General features: G+C 50.8%; 13 protein-coding genes. 8 read left to right on the plus strand and 5 right to left on the minus strand.

Translation table 11 applies throughout. The features are described from left to right. Positions 1 to 201: 201 nt before the first annotated feature. From kduI to J1785_RS13155, 4 genes are all read left to right on the plus strand, one after another. Positions 202 to 1,038 (plus strand): 5-dehydro-4-deoxy-D-glucuronate isomerase, encoded by an 837-nt coding sequence (kduI, locus tag J1785_RS13140; protein ID WP_129951739.1) that lies wholly within the window; start codon positions 202 to 204, stop codon positions 1,036 to 1,038. Between the two features lie 78 nt (positions 1,039 to 1,116). Further along, complete coding sequence (gene kduD, locus J1785_RS13145) at positions 1,117 to 1,878, plus strand: 2-dehydro-3-deoxy-D-gluconate 5-dehydrogenase KduD (RefSeq protein ID WP_129952134.1); 762 nt, start codon at positions 1,117 to 1,119, stop codon at positions 1,876 to 1,878. A gap of 152 nt (positions 1,879 to 2,030) precedes the next feature. Then, complete coding sequence (locus tag J1785_RS13150) at positions 2,031 to 2,588, plus strand: metal-dependent hydrolase (RefSeq protein ID WP_129951740.1); 558 nt, start codon at positions 2,031 to 2,033, stop codon at positions 2,586 to 2,588. Between the two features lie 188 nt (positions 2,589 to 2,776). Then, a complete protein-coding gene (locus J1785_RS13155) occupies positions 2,777 to 4,168 on the plus strand; it encodes an L-cystine transporter (protein WP_217157171.1) in 1,392 nt (463 codons plus the stop codon). Positions 4,169 to 4,255: 87 nt separating this feature from the next. On the opposite strand, the gene kdgR is transcribed toward J1785_RS13155, so the two are convergent. Then, positions 4,256 to 5,047, minus strand: a complete 792-nt coding sequence (kdgR, locus tag J1785_RS13160; RefSeq protein ID WP_217157173.1) for a DNA-binding transcriptional regulator KdgR — start codon at positions 5,045 to 5,047, stop codon at positions 4,256 to 4,258. 239 nt (positions 5,048 to 5,286) lie between these two features. Between kdgR and J1785_RS13165 the strand changes: the two genes are divergently transcribed. Next, the gene (locus J1785_RS13165) at positions 5,287 to 6,684 is read left to right on the plus strand and encodes an MFS transporter (protein WP_129990452.1); all 1,398 of its coding nucleotides are present in this window, start codon (positions 5,287 to 5,289) and stop codon (positions 6,682 to 6,684) included. Positions 6,685 to 6,739: 55 nt separating this feature from the next. Here J1785_RS13165 and htpX read toward each other — a convergent pair whose 3' ends face one another. The 4 genes from htpX to J1785_RS13185 form a co-directional block, all read right to left on the minus strand. Beyond that, positions 6,740 to 7,621: a protease HtpX gene (gene htpX / locus J1785_RS13170; RefSeq protein ID WP_129951744.1), complete on the minus strand. Its 882-nt coding sequence runs from the start codon at positions 7,619 to 7,621 to the stop codon at positions 6,740 to 6,742. A gap of 289 nt (positions 7,622 to 7,910) precedes the next feature. Continuing rightward, the gene (prc, locus tag J1785_RS13175) at positions 7,911 to 9,983 is read right to left on the minus strand and encodes a carboxy terminal-processing peptidase (RefSeq protein WP_217219538.1); all 2,073 of its coding nucleotides are present in this window, start codon (positions 9,981 to 9,983) and stop codon (positions 7,911 to 7,913) included. A 19-nt stretch (positions 9,984 to 10,002) separates the two neighbouring features. After that, positions 10,003 to 10,692, minus strand: a complete 690-nt coding sequence (gene proQ, locus J1785_RS13180) for an RNA chaperone ProQ (RefSeq protein ID WP_015697850.1) — start codon at positions 10,690 to 10,692, stop codon at positions 10,003 to 10,005. Positions 10,693 to 10,787: 95 nt separating this feature from the next. Beyond that, on the minus strand, positions 10,788 to 11,285 hold the full coding sequence (locus tag J1785_RS13185) for a GAF domain-containing protein (protein WP_129951746.1): 498 nt from the start codon (positions 11,283 to 11,285) through the stop codon (positions 10,788 to 10,790). Between the two features lie 257 nt (positions 11,286 to 11,542). Between J1785_RS13185 and yebS the strand changes: the two genes are divergently transcribed. The 3 genes from yebS to rsmF all read left to right on the plus strand — a co-directional run bounded on the left by yebS (position 11,543) and on the right by rsmF (position 16,991). Further along, positions 11,543 to 12,790, plus strand: a complete 1,248-nt coding sequence (gene yebS / locus J1785_RS13190; RefSeq protein WP_129951747.1) for a membrane integrity lipid transport subunit YebS — start codon at positions 11,543 to 11,545, stop codon at positions 12,788 to 12,790. Further along, complete coding sequence (locus J1785_RS13195; RefSeq protein ID WP_217219539.1) at positions 12,759 to 15,389, plus strand: PqiB family protein; 2,631 nt, start codon at positions 12,759 to 12,761, stop codon at positions 15,387 to 15,389. Before yebS ends, J1785_RS13195 begins: the two co-directional genes overlap by 32 nt. 84 nt (positions 15,390 to 15,473) lie before the next feature. Then, entirely contained in the window at positions 15,474 to 16,991 is a 1,518-nt protein-coding gene (gene rsmF, locus J1785_RS13200; protein WP_217219540.1) for a 16S rRNA (cytosine(1407)-C(5))-methyltransferase RsmF, read from the plus strand. The last annotated feature ends 122 nt before the right edge of the window (positions 16,992 to 17,113 follow it).

Below are 17,113 nucleotides of genomic sequence, written 5' to 3' on the forward strand. Positions count from 1 at the left end.
ATTTCGTAAATCTTGAACTGACTCATAAAATAAATAAAACATCATTTCATTTTTATTGAATTAACATGTCAATCAACCTATGATTTCTGCAACAAGGACGAGCCGGGAGCTCTCCTGCTTCTGTACCCTGTCACTGCCACGCAACGGTCAGACTCGCCCGGTAAGTCCTCCTTAATCTCGTCATCTATGAGAGGTACCCACATGCAAGTTCGTCAAAGTATCCACAGCGACCACGCTAAAACACTTGATACCGCTGAATTACGCCGTGAATTTCTCATTGAGAAAATTTTCGAGAAAAATGCCTACACCATGACCTACAGCCATATTGACCGCATCATTGTCGGCGGTGTCATGCCCGCTGAAAAAACGGTATCCGTGGGTGATGAAGTTGGTAAACAGCTTGGCGTAAGCTATTTTCTTGAGCGTCGTGAACTCGGCGTGATCAACATTGGTGGTCCGGGCCTGATCGTGGTTGATGGCACGACGTATGAAATCGGTCATGAAGAAGCGTTGTATGTCGGCAAAGGGGCACAACGGGTTGAGTTCAGCAGTGTTGATCCGTTAAAACCGGCTAAGTTTTACTACAACAGCGCACCGGCTCATACCACTTTCCCGAACAAAAAAATCACGCTGGCGGAAGCCTCTCCGCAGACCATCGGTGATGCAGCCACCAGTAACCGCCGCACCATCAATAAATTCATCGTGCCTGACGTTCTGGAAACCTGCCAGCTGACCATGGGGCTGACCAAACTGGAAGAAGGCAGCCTGTGGAATACCATGCCTTGCCATACCCATGAACGCCGTATGGAAGTGTATTTCTACTTCAATATGGAAGAAGAGACGGCCGTGTTCCATATGATGGGGCAACCACAGGAAACCCGTCATTTATTAGTGCACAATGAACAAGCCGTTATCTCTCCAAGCTGGTCAATCCACGCCGGTGTGGGCACCAAAAACTATACCTTTATCTGGGGCATGGTCGGTGAAAACCAGGTATTCGACGACATGGATCACGTCAAAGTCAGCGAACTGCGTTAACTCCTCCCCGCTCTGCTTTAACCGGCAGAGCGACTCATCTTTTATGGCGAACGCGCCGTGGCAAAAGAGACTCTGAATATGATCCTCAGTTCATTTGAATTAAGCGGCAAAGTCGCCATCGTCACCGGTTGCAATACCGGGCTGGGCCAGGGCATGGCGCTAGGCCTTGCGCAGGCGGGATGCGATATCGTGGGTATTAACCTGTCAGCACCTGCAGAAACAGAAAAAAAGGTCACCGCGGCAGGTCGCCGATTTCTCGATCTGAGAGCAGACCTGAGCAGCATTCAGGGTATTCCGGAGCTGATTGAGAAGGCTGTCGGAGAATTTGGTCATATCGATATTCTGATCAATAACGCCGGGATTATCCGTCGCGAAGATGCCATCGAATTCAGCGAGAAAAACTGGGATGATGTGATGAATGTGAACAGTAAAACGCTGTTCTTTATGTCTCAGGCAGCCGCGAAACAGTTCATCAAGCAAGGCAACGGCGGCAAGATTATAAATATTGCCTCTATGCTCTCCTATCAGGGTGGAATAAGGGTGCCTTCCTATACGGCGTCAAAAAGCGCCGTAATGGGTCTGACCCGACTGATGGCCAATGAATGGGCGAAGCACAACGTCAATGTGAATGCGATCGCCCCAGGATATATGGCGACCAACAACACGGAACAGTTGCGTGCAGATGAAGAACGCAGCAAAGAAATCCTCGACAGGATCCCCGCCGGACGCTGGGGTCTGCCAGAAGATGTGATGGGGCCGGTCGTCTTTCTGGCGTCAAAAGCATCTGATTACGTTAATGGCTACACGATTGCCGTCGATGGCGGTTGGCTTGCGCGTTAATGGCACCATAAGTGACACCGAAAGGCGTCTGTTTATACGCCTTTCTTGTTTTTTATCAGCTCGTTGACAATTAGTTACAGGGCATCTCTTCCAAGATTGTGACAGTTTCACTTATACTGGATAAAATAACAGTTATCCAGTTCGGACGCGTCATGACGGCGGAAGGCCATCTCATTTTCTCAATAGCCTGTGCAGTATTTGCCAAGAAGGCACAGCTTTCTCCCGAGCTGGCGCATGGTGACTGGTGGCATATCATTCCCGGCTCTTTGCTTACTTGTCTGCTGCCTGATATTGATCACCCCAAATCGGTGCTGGGACAGCGTCTCAAATGGCTGTCAGCCCCCATCGCGCGGGCTTTCGGTCACCGCGGGTTCACTCACAGTTTGCTGGCTGTGGCCGGTGGGATTTTTCTTTTACGTACTCATTTCCCTCACGACTGGGTGATCCCAGCTGACGCTTTCCACGCCATGATTATTGGTTATCTGAGCCATATTCTGGCTGATATGCTGACACCCGCAGGTGTGCCACTGCTCTGGCCTTGTCGGTGGCGTTTCCGGTTACCTTTAATTAACAGTCAGCAAGGGAATCAGCTCGAACGGACACTCTGCCTTATTCTGGTCGGTCTGACCCTTTTCTGGCCAGACTGGACGCCCATCATTGGTGCAATAAATCCGGATTTTTTTAATCACCTGCTGAAATTATTCATCTGAACAGAATGAAACACTGCCAGATTGGCTAAAATCAATACAAATATCACCAAAAAGTTATAACGAATTACTTTTGGATATAAATAGTCAGGCCATCAAACTGTTATTCTGCACCCCAATGCTTTGGGATGGTGCAGTCCTTTCCGGAAACACCCGTTTCATTTATCAAAATTATAAGTTTGGAGTCTGGTATGAATCTTCCGCTCGTTCTTAACGTAGTGGTTTTCGTTGCCCTGCTTTTGCTGCTGGCGCAAACCCGCCACAAGCAATGGAGTCTGGCAAAAAAAGTTTTGCTGGGTCTGGCTATGGGTGTGGTATTTGGCCTGGCTTTACAGCTGATCTACGGTTCCGATGATCCGGTACTGAAAACCTCAATTACCTGGTTCAATGTTGTCGGTAACGGCTACGTCCAGTTGCTGCAAATGATCGTCATGCCGCTGGTGTTTGTCTCTATTCTGAGCGCAGTGGCGAAACTGCATAACGCGTCATCGTTGGGTAAAATCAGTTTACTGACCATCGGCACCCTGCTGTTCACCACGCTTATCGCTTCTCTGGTGGGTATATTCGTGACCGGCCTGTTCGGTCTCACCGCTGACGGCCTGGTACAGGGCACGCAGGAAACGGCGCGGCTGACGGCAATTCAGACTAATTATGTCGGCAAAGTGGCTGACCTGAGCGTGCCTCAGCTGATTCTTTCCTTTATACCGAAGAACCCGTTTGCTGACCTGACAGGCGCTAGCCCGACATCCATTATCAGCGTCGTGATCTTCGCTGCCTTCGTGGGCGTCGCGGCCCTGCAACTGGTGAAAGATGATGCAGAAAAAGGCCCGCGTGTTCTGGCCTTCATCGATACCCTGCAGGCATGGGTGATGAAGCTGGTGCGTCTGGTTATGAAACTGACCCCGTATGGCGTACTGGCTCTGATGACAAAAGTCGTCGCAGGTTCGAATGTTCAGGATATCATTAAGCTGGGCAGCTTCGTTGTGGCGTCTTATCTGGGGCTGGGCATCATGTTTGTTATTCACGCGGTGCTGCTGTCATTCACCGGTGTTAATCCGGCGAAATTCTTCCGTAAAGTCTGGCCGGTGCTGACTTTTGCTTTCACCAGTCGTTCAAGTGCGGCGACCATCCCGCTGAGCGTTGAAGCGCAGACACGCCGTCTGGGTATCCCTGAATCTATCGCCAGCTTTGCGGCATCTTTCGGGGCAACGATTGGTCAGAACGGTTGTGCTGGTCTGTATCCGACCATGCTGGCTGTGATGGTTGCCCCCACGGTTGGCATCAACCCGTTTGATCCCGTATGGATTGCAACCTTAGTGGGTATCGTTACCCTGAGCTCGGCCGGTGTTGCCGGTGTGGGTGGCGGTGCAACGTTTGCCGCCCTGATCGTATTGCCGGCCATGGGGCTGCCGGTTACACTGGTTGCCCTGTTGATTTCTGTCGAACCCCTGATTGATATGGGGCGTACCGCGCTGAATGTCAGCGGTTCAATGACTGCCGGTACCATCACCAGCCAGTTGCTGAAACAGACAGATAAATCGGTAATGGACTCTGAAGAAACAGCGGAGCTGGCACACCGTTAATTTCAGATTGCTACCAACAAAAAACCGAAGCCAGTGGCTTCGGTTTTTTTATGCCTGAAATAACGCAGTATCTGAGAACACGGTAATTCAGAACGGATAATCGTGAAAACCGATTTGCTCTGAAATATTACGCGCGGCAGTATGCAACATTTCCACATAATGACTTTTGCTTTCTTCTGAGAACCGTATCGTCGGGAAAGAAATACTCAGACCCGCAATGACCACACCAAAGCGATCGAATACAGGCACTGCGATACAACGAAGCCCTTGTTCCTGTTCTTCATTATCTTCACCGAACCCCTGCACGCGAACCTGATCCAACGCAGTCTGCAAATCGGCAGCATTCATGATGGTATTTTCAGTGCTGCGGGTAAATTCAATCACCTGCAACAGCGCATTAACTTCGGTTTTATCGCCCCACGCCAGCAGCACCTTACCGATTGCCGTGGTGTGCAGCGGATTGCGCCGACCAATGCGTGAATGCATACGCAGGTTGTACATCGAGTCAATTTTATGGATGTAGACAATCCCGTCTTCATCCAGTGCGCCCAGGTGGATGGTTTCGCGGGTCAGACGGGATAATTCGCGCATCTGAATATCAGCGCTGCGGATCAGATCGACGTTTTGCAACGCCCTGGCACCCAGTTCAAATAACTTGAGCGTGAGGGAGTATTTCTCGGACTCCCCCTCCTGTGCAACATACCCCAGAGATTTCATCGTCTGAAGAAAACGGTAAACGGTGCTTTTGGACATCATCACACGCTGAGAAAGTTCAGTGATACCGATCTCACGCTCTTCCCCGAGCGCTTGTAAAATGCCAAAAACTTTCAGGACTGAGGAGACGGAATCGGGTTGCTTATCAAGATCTGCGATAGCCATAGGATATATTACCTGCTCGCGTTGAGATTGTTTCAAAAAAAATAGAACGTGGTTTTTATTATAATGGCAAGCCTCGCTGAGAAGCAATCAACCCATTGATCAAGAATGTAAGAACTGTTAAGCCAGTTTCATTCCCGACAGACAGATAAAAAATTCATTACCTCATGTGACAATTGTCACTTTACGTTAATTAGCGTAGTAATATTCCCCTCTATGATGACTACGCACTGACAGGCCTCATGACTCCTTCACCTGCTGACGGATTACCCGTCCCACAACGATATGGTGCTATTCTGACCATTGCGCTCGGTATTACCGTTTCTGTACTCGATGGTGCTATCGCTAACGTTGCGCTGCCCACTATCGCTAATGATTTCCATGCCAGCCCGGCAACCTCTATCTGGGTGGTTAACGCCTATCAGCTGGCGATCACGATTTCCCTGCTTTCGCTGGCTTCGCTCGGTGATATCTTCGGCTACCGCCGTATCTACCAGACGGGATTGCTGGTATTTAGCATCACCTCGCTCTTTTGCGCCTTATCGGATTCATTGATGACACTGACTGTCGCCCGCGTGTTACAAGGTTTCGGGGCGGCAGCGATCATGAGTGTAAATACCGCGCTGATACGAATTATTTATCCGCAGCGCTTCTTAGGGCGTGGCGTCGGGATTAATGCGCTTATCGTCGCCGTCTCAGCGGCGGCGGGGCCAACGATTGCCGCCGGTATTCTGTCGGTGGCCTCCTGGCAATGGCTGTTCGCTATCAACGTTCCGATTGGTATCGTTGCGCTGCTCCTCGGGTTGAAGTTTTTACCGGCCAATGCGACACGAAGTCAGGGGCAGCGTTTTGATATCATCAGCAGCGTGATGAATGCCCTGACCTTCGGGCTGCTCATCAGTGCCATCAGTGGTTTTGCACAAGGCCAGAACCACACGCTGATCCTGGGGGAAGTCATAGCCCTCCTGATCATCGGCTGGTTCTTTGTACGCAGACAGCTTTCGCAGCCGTTCCCGCTGTTGCCGATCGATTTATTGCGTATTCCTATTTTCAGCATGTCACTGGGTACTTCGCTGTGTTCTTTCAGTGCCCAGATGCTGGCTTTCGTTTCTTTGCCCTTCTTCCTGCAAAATACACTCGGCTTGAATTCCGTGGAAACGGGTCTTCTGCTCACCCCCTGGCCGCTGGCGACGATGGTGATGGCACCGATTGCCGGGCGTCTGGTTGAACGTTTTCATCCGGGAATGCTGGGGGGAATCGGGTTGGTCGTGTTCTCATTCGGGCTCTTTTCGCTGTCATTGCTGCCACCAGAGCCTTCTCATCTGAACATCATCTGGCGCATGTTGCTCTGTGGGGCCGGTTTTGGTTTATTCCAGTCCCCCAACAACCATACGATCATCACGGCTGCACCGCGAAATCGCAGTGGCGGAGCAAGCGGACTGTTGGGAACCGCGCGTCTTTTGGGTCAGACAACTGGCGCGGCGATGGTTGCCCTCATGTTTAACCTGTTCCCGCAACATGGCACCCACGCATCGCTGATACTTGCGGGGACGCTGGCCGGAACCGGCGCGCTGGTCAGCTTGCTAAGGATGACGCAGAAAACCAGCAGCCAGAAAGAGGCGGATAACCTGAAATCCTGACATAAAAAAACCCGGCAACTTGCCGGGTTTTTTATCAGTAATGACCAAAGGCTGGTTACTTGATATATGCACCGCTGCGCAGCGCTTCGATACGTTTATCCAGCGGTGGGTGAGACATAAACAGCTCACTGAATGATTTGGATTTACCGTTGATACAAAATGCCATCATGCTGCCCGCTTCCTGTGGTTCGTGACTGGTTTTCAGACGCTGCAACGCAGCAATCATTTTCTCACGGCCTACCAGTTTTGCAGAACCCGCATCCGCATGGAATTCACGGTGACGCGAGAACCACATCGTAATCATGCTGGCCAAAATACCAAAGACCAGCTCCAGCACGGTCGCCACGGCAAAATAAATTAACGGGTTGCCGTTGCTGCTCTCTTCGCCATCCCGGTTGCCGGAAAGGAATCCGGAAGCCACCTGTGCGATAATACGTGAAATAAAGATCACAAAGGTATTCACGATCCCCTGAATCAAGGTCATGGTCACCATATCGCCGTTAGCAATGTGGCTGATTTCATGGGCAATAACCGCCTCGGCTTCGTCCTGACTCATGCTTTGCAGCAGTCCGGTACTCACGGCCACCAGAGAGGCATCACGGCGCGCCCCAGTTGCGAACGCATTAATATCGGGCGCGTGATAAATCGCCACCTGTGGCATCGCAATGCCCGCCTGATGAGACTGACGGCGTACTGTTTCCATCAGCCAGCGCTCAGTTTCATTACGAGGCTGTTCAATAACTTCCCCGCCCACAGAGCGTAACGCCATCCATTTCGACATCAGCAATGAGACAATTGCACCCCCGAAGCCAAACAGCCCGGCCATGATCATCAACCCCGGCACGCTGCTGTGCTGAATGCCAGTCAGGCTGAGCACCAGCCCGAATACCAGCATAACGGCCAGGTTAGTCAGCAGGAACAACGCTATACGCATCATAAAATTTCACTTCCTCATTGTTACTTCATTGTTATTAGCGAGTCATACCGCCGGCACATAGCACCCGGCTGTACTGATCCTATGGGCTTCTTATCAGGATTCAAGAGCCCGCGCGTTCTGAAGACCTGAATTCACAATACTTTACATTTTGAAGCGTTTTATTCACAGAGTGACCTGAAATATCAACATTTTTCCGTATCACTCTGCGGGATACTTTCGAAGCTTCATACAAAACACACGCATAAAAAAAGCGCACCGGAGTGCGCTTTCAGTATGGCTTTCACAACCGTTATTTCGCCGGTGCCTGATCAGCCTGAGACTTTTCCAGATTACCGAGATCAACAGCAATATGGTCAGCTTCATCGAGGTAAGGATCCGGAGCAACATAATCTTTCGGCAAATCGTCGAGAGATTTCAGCGGTTTCTTCCCTTCACGCTTGAAGCGTTCATTCAGACGACTCAGACGCAGTGCATCATCCTCTTTATCTTCTTTATCACGCTGTGCGTAATTCAGAGAGGCAATGTTACGTTTGTCTTTCAGCGCCTTGTAATGGGCAATGTCTTGCTGGATGTACTGGAACTCAGGATTTTGCGCAATACGGGCTTCATGATCTTTCAACAATTCAGGCAGGAACGGCTTCATGTCGCCTAATTTGGTGTAAGTCGCCGCATTAATGCTATCCCACGGAAGTGCGTTATCTTCGAACTTCTCGCCGGTTTCAATCGATTCAATACCGGTTGGCATCAGGATATCCGGGGTAACCCCTTTACGCTGAGTACTGCCGCCATTGATGCGATAGAACTTCTGGATAGTATATTGCACAGAACCGAGCGCAGGCCATTCAGGTCGCAGCATCTGATCGTAAATACGGTTCAGCGAACGGTACTGCTGAACCGTACCTTTACCAAAGGTCGGTTCACCGACAATCAGCGCACGGCCATAATCCTGCATAGCGGCCGCGAAGATCTCTGATGCCGAAGCACTGAAGCGATCAACCAGAACCACCAGCGGACCTTTGTAATAAACGACGCCATCGGTATCGCTGTCCTGCCGGATGCGGCCATTATTGTCACGCACCTGAACGACCGGACCACTTGGAATAAACAGACCCGACAGCGAAACTGCTTCCGTCAGGGCGCCACCACCGTTGGTACGCAGATCGATAACTAAGCTGTTAACGTTCTGCTTAGCCATTTTTTGCAACTGAACTTTGACATCATCCGTCAGGCCCACATAGAAGCCAGGAATGTCCATCACAGCGACTTTTTGGGCGCCAACATTCTTGATGGTCATTTTGACGGCGCGATCTTCGAGACGAATTTTCTCGCGGGTCAGCGTAATCACATGGTTCTTGGCATTTTTACCCGCAGGCAAGATCTGCAGACGGACTTTGCTGCCTTTGGGGCCTTTGATCAACGCGACCACATCATCAAGACGCCATCCGATGACATCCACGATTGGAGTCTGTTTGCCTGCCTGAACCTGCCCGACACCTACGATACGATCACCAACCGCAATGGCTTTACTTTTGGCCGCCGGGCCACCAGCAACCATAGAATTGATGACGGTATAATCGTCGTCACCTTGCAAGACGGCACCAATACCTTCCAGAGACAAACTCATTTCGGTATTAAACTGCTCGGTGCTGCGCGGAGACAGATAGTTAGTGTGCGGGTCAATTTCATGCGCAAAGGCATTCATAATCAACTGGAAAACATCTTCGCTGTTACTTTGCGTCAGGCGTTTCATCGCAAAATGATAACGCTTGGACAACACATCACGAATTTCCTGATCGTTCTTGCCGGTCAGTTTGAGGTTCAGCTCGTCATATTTGACTTTTGCATCCCACAATTTGTCCAGCTCAGCACGGTCTTTCGGCCACGGTGATTTACTGCGATCAAGTTCAATCGTGTCATTGCCGGTGAAATCCATCGGACGCTCAAGCACTTTTAATGCGTAGTCATAACGTTCGAAACGGCGTTTTTGAGCCAGATTGAATAAAGCATATGGCGTGGTTAATTGACCGGATTTCAGTTCCTCACCCAAGGTGGCACGTTTATCAGTAAATTGTGCGACATCGGAAGCCATTAATACGTTATGGCCATAATCGAGCATGTTGAGGTAGCGGTCGAAGATTTTCGCTGAGAAATCTGCATTAAGGTCGAACTGACGATAATGTGAACGGGTAAAACGAGCAGTAACACGCTCGCTCACCGTTGCATCCTGCGGATCCTGCGTTAAATGAGGAAGTTGAGCGAGAGTTACCGGTGTACTCTCGTTCGCTGCAAAGCTGGTATTCACCAGCCCTGCACTTGCCATTAACAGACCCGCGATAACGCTTAATCTGACAAATTTGTTCATGCCTGAGTTGGCCTCCGTATCAGAACTGCAAATGTTCTGCGCGTACAATCATCGCCAGACCCGAAGAGAGTTGAACGCGGACACCGTCTTTGGCAATTTCCAATACTGTGGCATCCATAGCACTCTTACCTGCTCTGACTTTGATTTCCTGGCCAATTTGCAGTTTTGAAATGTCTGTTACTGGCACCTGACGCGGTTCACGTTTTTCCTCACGCGGTGGGCGAGGTGTACGTGGTTTGCGATTTTCCTGACCAGCCACAGCTGCGGGCGCATTTTCACGACGCGGCGCAGGTTTTTTAGCGGCCGGACGTGGACGACGTGGCTCAGTGGTTTCACCGGCTTCACGACGTTTAGCCTGTTGTTCTGCACGTTGTGCCTGAACACGGGCTTTCGCTTCTTCCAACTGTTTACGGGCATGTTCTACGTGCTGCTCTTCAAGAACGCCACATGAGTTACCATCAAGGTCAACACGTTCCGCACCAACTTTAACGCCGTACAGATAACGCCAACTTGAGGTATACAGACGCAGAGCAGAGCGCAACTGAGTTTTGCTCAGATTCTCTTCACCTTGCACGCGTTCGACCAAATCCGCAAAAATACCAATCTTTAACGGGCGTGCTTCGCCTTCGGCGGTAAAACAAAGCGGGAACCGCTCAGCCAAAAAGGCGATGACTTCTTTACTACTGTTCAACTTAGGTTGATTTTCCATGAAATTTCCTGATTACAACGGGTTTGCCAACCGGCGCAGGCATGAACAGGCGACATTATAATGACGCCATTATTAAATGCCACGTTATCCGACGATCAACTTACAATCAGATTGACATATTTTTCAGCATCGCAGTTTTCGAGATGCTGGCAAAGCCCGCTGACTAACTCTGTCAGCCCCTGTTCATCCGCTTCATCGAAGCGCTGATAAACGGTGCTATCAATGTCTAATACGCCGATCACTGTGCCATTAACGGTCACTGGCAGAACAATTTCGGCATTACTTGCTGCGTCACAGGCGATATGGCCGGGGAAGGCATGAACATCCCCCACACGCTGTACGGCATTTTCCGCGACTGCGGTACCGCAGACACCTTTTCCTACCGGAATACGCACACAGGCAATTTTACCCTGGAATGGCCCGAGCACCAGTGTTGTACCGTCCAGCAGATAAAAACCTACCCAGTTGACGCCATCAAGACGCTCAAAAAGTAAGGCGCTTGCGTTCGACAGAGTCGCAATAAAATTGTTTTCTCCGGCGATCAAGGCGTTCAAATCACGTTTTAATTCCGTGTAGAATGCTTCTTTATTCATGTAGTAACCAATAATAACCTAAGGGCACTGAGCCGTTCTGTTGTGCTTAACCTCTATAAAATAAGCATTAAATGCCCATATGAACAAGGTTAATCCTGTGTGACATCAAAAAGACTCACCTACAATAACTGTTTGCCGACCGCATAATACGTTATTTTGTCAAAAAAACCTGGCTGATCTTGGCGTGATGGCCTCGCCTGCCCCCCTTTGGGGATGCGTAATTGTAACAACAGGTATTCTTTACTATTCCAGGTACTATGAAAATACACACAATATCAGCCCAGTTACCGCATGTTCGCTACCAGCGTTGCCATGAATGTGATTACCTTTTCTCGCTCCCGGCGTTGAAGCGGACGCAAACGGCACATTGTCCGCGTTGTAATGCCAAGGTAGAGAAAGGCAAAGTCTGTTCCCTCCCCAGGCTGATCACTATGGCCATCAGCATTTTGTTGCTGATGCCTTTCGCCTACACCGAACCGCTGATCAGCATTCGCCTGCTCGGCACGCGCATTGATGCCAGCCTGCTCGAAGGCATCTGGCAAATGTCGCGCCAGGGCGATCCGGTTACGGCAAGCATGGTGGCGTTTTGCACCATCGGAGCGCCGCTTACCCTGGCGATTTCTATACTTTATCTGCATTTTGGCCGTAAGCTGGGAATGAATCTCAAGCCCGTATTGCTGATGCTGGATCGCCTGAAAGACTGGGTCATGCTCGATATTTATCTGATTGGGATGGCCGTCGCCAGTATCAAGGTCAAGGAATATGCGGATATCAACGCCGGCATTGCGCTTACTGCGTACCTGATGATGACCGTGATGGTCACGCTGACAATGATTAATCTGAATATTGAGCAGTTGTGGGAGGAGTTTTATCCGCAGCGCAGGCCGAAAGGCGTGCCGTCTTCACTGCGCTTGTGCCTTGCCTGCAAATTCACGGGATTACCGGACGAACGCGGGCGCTGTCCTCGCTGTCACGTGCCCATGCGTCTACGCTACAAACACAGTTTGCAAAAAACCTGGGCGGCGCTGATGGCGGCAATGATATTTTTAATCCCGGCCAATTTGTTACCCATCTCCATCATTTATGCCAACGGGCAGCAACTGAAAGACACTATTTTCTCTGGCGTCGTTTCGCTGGCCACCTCAGGGAACATACCGATTGCCGCGATTGTGTTTATCGCCAGCGTACTGGTGCCTTTTACCAAAGTGATTGTGATGCTGACGCTGTTACTCAGTATCCATTTTAAAGCGATTCAGGGATTGAAAACGCGTATCCGCTTACTGCGACTGGTCACCTGGATAGGACGCTGGTCGATGCTGGATTTGTTTGTTATTGCCTTAATGATGTCGCTGGTAAACCGTGACCAGCTTTTGTCTTTTACAATGGGACCGGCTGCCTTCTACTTTGGCTCTGCCGTAATTCTGACCATTCTTGCCGTTGAATGGCTTGATAGCCGCTTGATTTGGGATGCACATGCAACAGGAAACGCCGAATACTCCGACTGAAGCACGGATAAAACACAGGCGCCGGATTTCGCCTTTCTGGCTTCTGCCGTTTATTGCTTTACTGATCGCCGGATGGCTGATTTACAGCAACTATCAGGAGAGTGGGAATACTGTTACGATCGATTTCCAGTCGGCAGCGGGTATCGTTGCGGGCCGTACTCCTGTGCGTTATCAGGGGGTTGAGGTTGGGACAGTAGAATCCATCAGCCTGACTAAAGATCTGCGTACCATTCAGGTAAAAGTCAGTATCAAAAGCGATTTATCTGACGCCCTGCGTGAAGGCACACAGTTCTGGCTGGTTACTCCGAAAGCATCACTGGCCGGGGTTTCCGGGCTTGATGCGCTGGTGGGCGGTAATTATATCGGCATGATGCCGGGACCAGGTAAAGAAAAAGATCATTTCGTTGCCCTCGATACTCAGCCTAAATTCCGCCTGAATACCGGTGAACTGATGATTCATTTGCATTCGAAAGATCTGGGCTCACTCAGCACCGGTTCGCTGGTGTATTACCGCAAAATTCCTATCGGGAAAGTTTACGATTACGACATTGAAAGTGGTAATGACGGCGTCACCATTGATTTGCTGATCGACAAGCGTTTTGCCGGTCTGGTGAAAGACAACACGCGCTTTTGGAACGTATCCGGCTTTAAAGGCGACTTCAGCCTGAGCGGCGCGAAAGTGCAAATGGAAAGCCTGGCCGCACTGGTTAACGGTGCCATTGCAATGGATTCGCCAAATGAAGGTAATCCGGCCAAAGCAGATCAGTCTTACGTGTTATATCCGGATCTGGCGCAGAGCCAGCGCGGGGTTGAGATTAATCTCGATTTACCAAACGGTAACGGCTTGTCAGAAGGACAGACACCGCTGATGTATCAGGGGTTGCAGGTCGGTACGCTGACCAATGTGACGTTGCAGCCAGACAATAAGGTTGTCGGTAAACTGACTGTCGACCCTTCGGTAGTCGATCTGATGCGCACGGGTACACGTATCGAAATGAACAGCCCGAAAATTAGTTTGAACAACGCTAATCTCAGCCAGCTGCTGACGGGGAATACCCTGGAATTGATCCCAGGCGATGGCGAACCGCAAAAGCATTTCGTGGTGCTTGACAGTAACCAGCGTCTGCTCCAGAACCCCGGCACTGTCAAGATTCAGCTGATTGCGCCGCAAAGCTATGGGATTGATGCGGGGCAGCCGATCAAACTTTATGGTATCAACGTCGGTTCCGTCATCGACCGCACGCTGACTGACGAAGGTATTCTGTTCAATGCCGCGATCAAGCCGGAATATAAAAACCTCCTGCATAAAGACAGCAAATTTGTGGTCAACAGCCGCCTGGATGTGAAGCTGGGTATTGATGGCATGGAAGTGCTGGGCGCCAGCGCGCAGGAATGGGTCGACGGGGGTATCCGCCTTATTCCTGGAAGCAAAGGGGAGCCCGCGCCCAAATACCCGCTTTACAGCAACGCAGAAAAGGCCGCTGAAGGCATTCAGGGCGATCAGCCTGGCGCCACGCTGACATTGACGGCAAAAAACCTGCCAGATATCCAGGCAGGATCGGTGGTGCTTTACCGTAAGTTTCAGGTCGGGCAAATTGTAAATGTACGCCCGAAAGCGAACGAATTTGAAGTCGATGTGTATATTCAGCCGCAATACCGGAACCTTCTGTCAGAAAAAAGTATTTTCTGGGCTGAAGGCGGTGCGAAAGTACAACTCAATGGCAGCGGTCTGACCGTTCAGGCCTCGCCATTAGATCGTGCGCTAAAAGGCGCCATCAGCTTTGATAATCTTGAAGGTGTCTCCACCAGCAAAGGGGTGAAACGGGTTCTGTATGATTCCGAAACTTCTGCCCGCGCCGTTGGCAGTCAGATAACGCTGAACACTTATGATGCCAGTAAGCTTTCCGCTGGCATGCCAATCCGCTATCTGGGCATTACGATTGGTCAGGTCGAATCACTGAAACTCGATCCGCAGCTTAATCAGGTTTCGGCCAAAGCTGTGCTGTATCCGGAATATGTGAATGATTTTGCCCGTCGCGGTTCACGCTTCTCGATTGTTTCGCCGGAGATCTCGGCTGGCGGTGTCAGCAATCTGGAAACCCTGCTCCAGCCTTACATCAACGTTGAAGCAGGCAAAGGGGTTTCGGCGCGCAATTTTGACCTGCAGGAATCCACCATCACAGACTCCCGTTACACCGACGGTCTCGGCATTGTTGTTGACGCTGCTGAAGTCGGCTCATTGCAAATCGGTACGCCGGTGTTGTTCCGGGGTATCGAAGTGGGAACTGTCTCAGGCTTCTACCTTGGCGCGATGGCTGACCGGGTCAACGTGACGCTGAGAATCAGCAAAAAATACCAGTATCTGGTGCGTGAAAACTCCGTTTTCTGGCTGGCATCGGGTTATGACTTGCAGTTCGGTCTGACTGGCGGCGTCTTTAAAAGCGGCACATTCCAGCAGTTTATCCGCGGCGGCATCGCTTTTGCGACCCCGCCGACAACGCCGCTGGCGCCGAAAGCCGCCAATGGCAACCATTTCCTGCTCAATCCGGAAGCGCCGAAAGACTGGCAGAAATGGGGTACCGCCATTCCTAAAAACTAACCAATATGATTTTCACCGGAGGCCACCTCAGGGTGGCCTTTTCCTTTCCGGACTATGACTCAGGCCCTCCTCGCAAAGCGAAATATGCTAAACTCCGCGGCTGAAAACTTATTCAGCTCTGGAACCGCATTCTTGTCAAAGCTCACCACTGCCAGCACTTTTGCTGATAAATTACCCGCCGCTTTTTTGGAAGCTACCCGTGCCATCATGCCTGCCAGCCTGAGCATGGAGGATTTCATCGCCGCCTGCCAGCGCCCTCTTCGCCCCAGTGTGCGGGTCAACACCCTCAAAATCAGCGTGGAAGACTTTCTTACACTCGCCGGCAGTTATCAGTGGGATTTAGAGCCTGTGCCCTGGTGCGCCGAAGGTTTTTGGATCAACCGCCATGCGCTCGATGAATCGCGCTTAGGCAATGCCTTATCGCATCTTGCAGGATTGTTCTACATTCAGGAAGCCAGCTCTATGCTGCCGGTCACCGCGTTGTTTTCGCATGATACTCCGCCAGCTTTGGTGATGGATATCGCCGCCGCACCGGGTTCAAAAACGACCCAGATAGCGGCGCTGATGGAAAATCAGGGGGGCATCGTTGCCAATGAATATTCCGCAAGTCGGGTAAAAGTTTTACATGCCAATATCAGCCGCTGTGGTGTCAGCAACACGGCACTGACACACTTTGACGGGCGTGTATTTGGTGCCGCATTGCCGGAAACTTTCGATGCGATTCTGCTGGATGCCCCCTGCTCCGGCGAAGGGGTTATCCGTAAAGATCCTGATGCCATGAGCAACTGGTCTGAAAACAGCGTTTCAGAAATTGCCGCCACGCAGCGTGAACTGATCGACAGTGCCTTTCATGCGCTGAAACCAGGTGGTGTACTGGTTTATTCAACCTGCACCCTCAACGCACAGGAAAATCAACAGGTCTGCCAGTGGCTGCTCGATACGTACGCTCATGCGGTGGAAAGTGAGTCGCTGGCTGATTTATTCGCGGGTGCGCAGAAAGCGGTAACGCCGGAAGGTTATTTGCACGTATTCCCTCAGGTTTATGACAGTGAAGGTTTCTTCGTCGCGCGTTTTCGTAAAACGGACTCTGTACCGCGCTTGCCTGTTCCGGGGTATAAAGTAGGCCGTTTTCCTTTCTCTCCGCTTTCCCGTCTGGACAGCGCGGAAATTATCAAAGCCGCCGCTCAGTCCGGGCTTTCATGGCCGGAAAAACAATACACGTTGTGGCAGCGTGACAAAGAGATCTGGATGTTCCCGGCGGTATTGGAACCCCTGTTTGGCAAGGTGCGCTTCTCGCGTATTGGTATACGGCTGGCAGAACGCTTTCCAAAAGGCTTCCGCTGGCAGCACGAAGCCGTGGTGGCGTTCAGCTATACTGACGCTAAAAACCGTTTTGACATTGACGATGAACTGGCGCAAAGCTGGTTCCGCGGCGTCGATATTTATCCGGAAACTCCCCCTCCGGCTGTTGAATGTCTGGTGACATGGCTCGGTCAGCCGTTGGGATTAGCAAAGCGGATCGGCAGCAGGATTAAAAATAGTTTGCCGCGTGAACTGGTCAGGGATGGCGCGATCCGACCACAGATTTTATCGGATGATTAATTAATCCGACACTTTTGCAAACTTCTGTGCCATCAAATCATCCTGATGGCGCAGAATACTCTATCTGATCACTATCCGTAGCGATAAAAATTCATCCCGGTAAGTTTTGGTGAATTCTGTTC

It is taken from the genome of Rahnella perminowiae, assembly GCF_019049755.1.
Classification (GTDB): Bacteria; Pseudomonadota; Gammaproteobacteria; order Enterobacterales; family Enterobacteriaceae; genus Rahnella; species Rahnella perminowiae.

Bases quoted from the DNA above. Each gene is read 5' to 3' on its own strand.
- J1785_RS13165 (WP_129990452.1), top strand. From the start codon at position 5,287: ATGACTCCTTCACCTGCTGACGGATTACCCGTCCCACAACGATATGGT.
- yebS (WP_129951747.1), top strand. From the start codon at position 11,543: ATGAAAATACACACAATATCAGCCCAGTTACCGCATGTTCGCTACCAG.
- kduD (WP_129952134.1), top strand. From the start codon at position 1,117: ATGATCCTCAGTTCATTTGAATTAAGCGGCAAAGTCGCCATCGTCACC.
- rsmF (WP_217219540.1), top strand. From the start codon at position 15,474: ATGCTAAACTCCGCGGCTGAAAACTTATTCAGCTCTGGAACCGCATTC.
- J1785_RS13195 (WP_217219539.1), top strand. From the start codon at position 12,759: ATGCAACAGGAAACGCCGAATACTCCGACTGAAGCACGGATAAAACAC.
- kdgR (WP_217157173.1), bottom strand. From the start codon at position 5,047: ATGGCTATCGCAGATCTTGATAAGCAACCCGATTCCGTCTCCTCAGTC.
- prc (WP_217219538.1), bottom strand. From the start codon at position 9,983: ATGAACAAATTTGTCAGATTAAGCGTTATCGCGGGTCTGTTAATGGCA.
- J1785_RS13150 (WP_129951740.1), top strand. From the start codon at position 2,031: ATGACGGCGGAAGGCCATCTCATTTTCTCAATAGCCTGTGCAGTATTT.
- proQ (WP_015697850.1), bottom strand. From the start codon at position 10,692: ATGGAAAATCAACCTAAGTTGAACAGTAGTAAAGAAGTCATCGCCTTT.
- J1785_RS13185 (WP_129951746.1), bottom strand. From the start codon at position 11,285: ATGAATAAAGAAGCATTCTACACGGAATTAAAACGTGATTTGAACGCC.
- J1785_RS13155 (WP_217157171.1), top strand. From the start codon at position 2,777: ATGAATCTTCCGCTCGTTCTTAACGTAGTGGTTTTCGTTGCCCTGCTT.
- kduI (WP_129951739.1), top strand. From the start codon at position 202: ATGCAAGTTCGTCAAAGTATCCACAGCGACCACGCTAAAACACTTGAT.
- htpX (WP_129951744.1), bottom strand. From the start codon at position 7,621: ATGATGCGTATAGCGTTGTTCCTGCTGACTAACCTGGCCGTTATGCTG.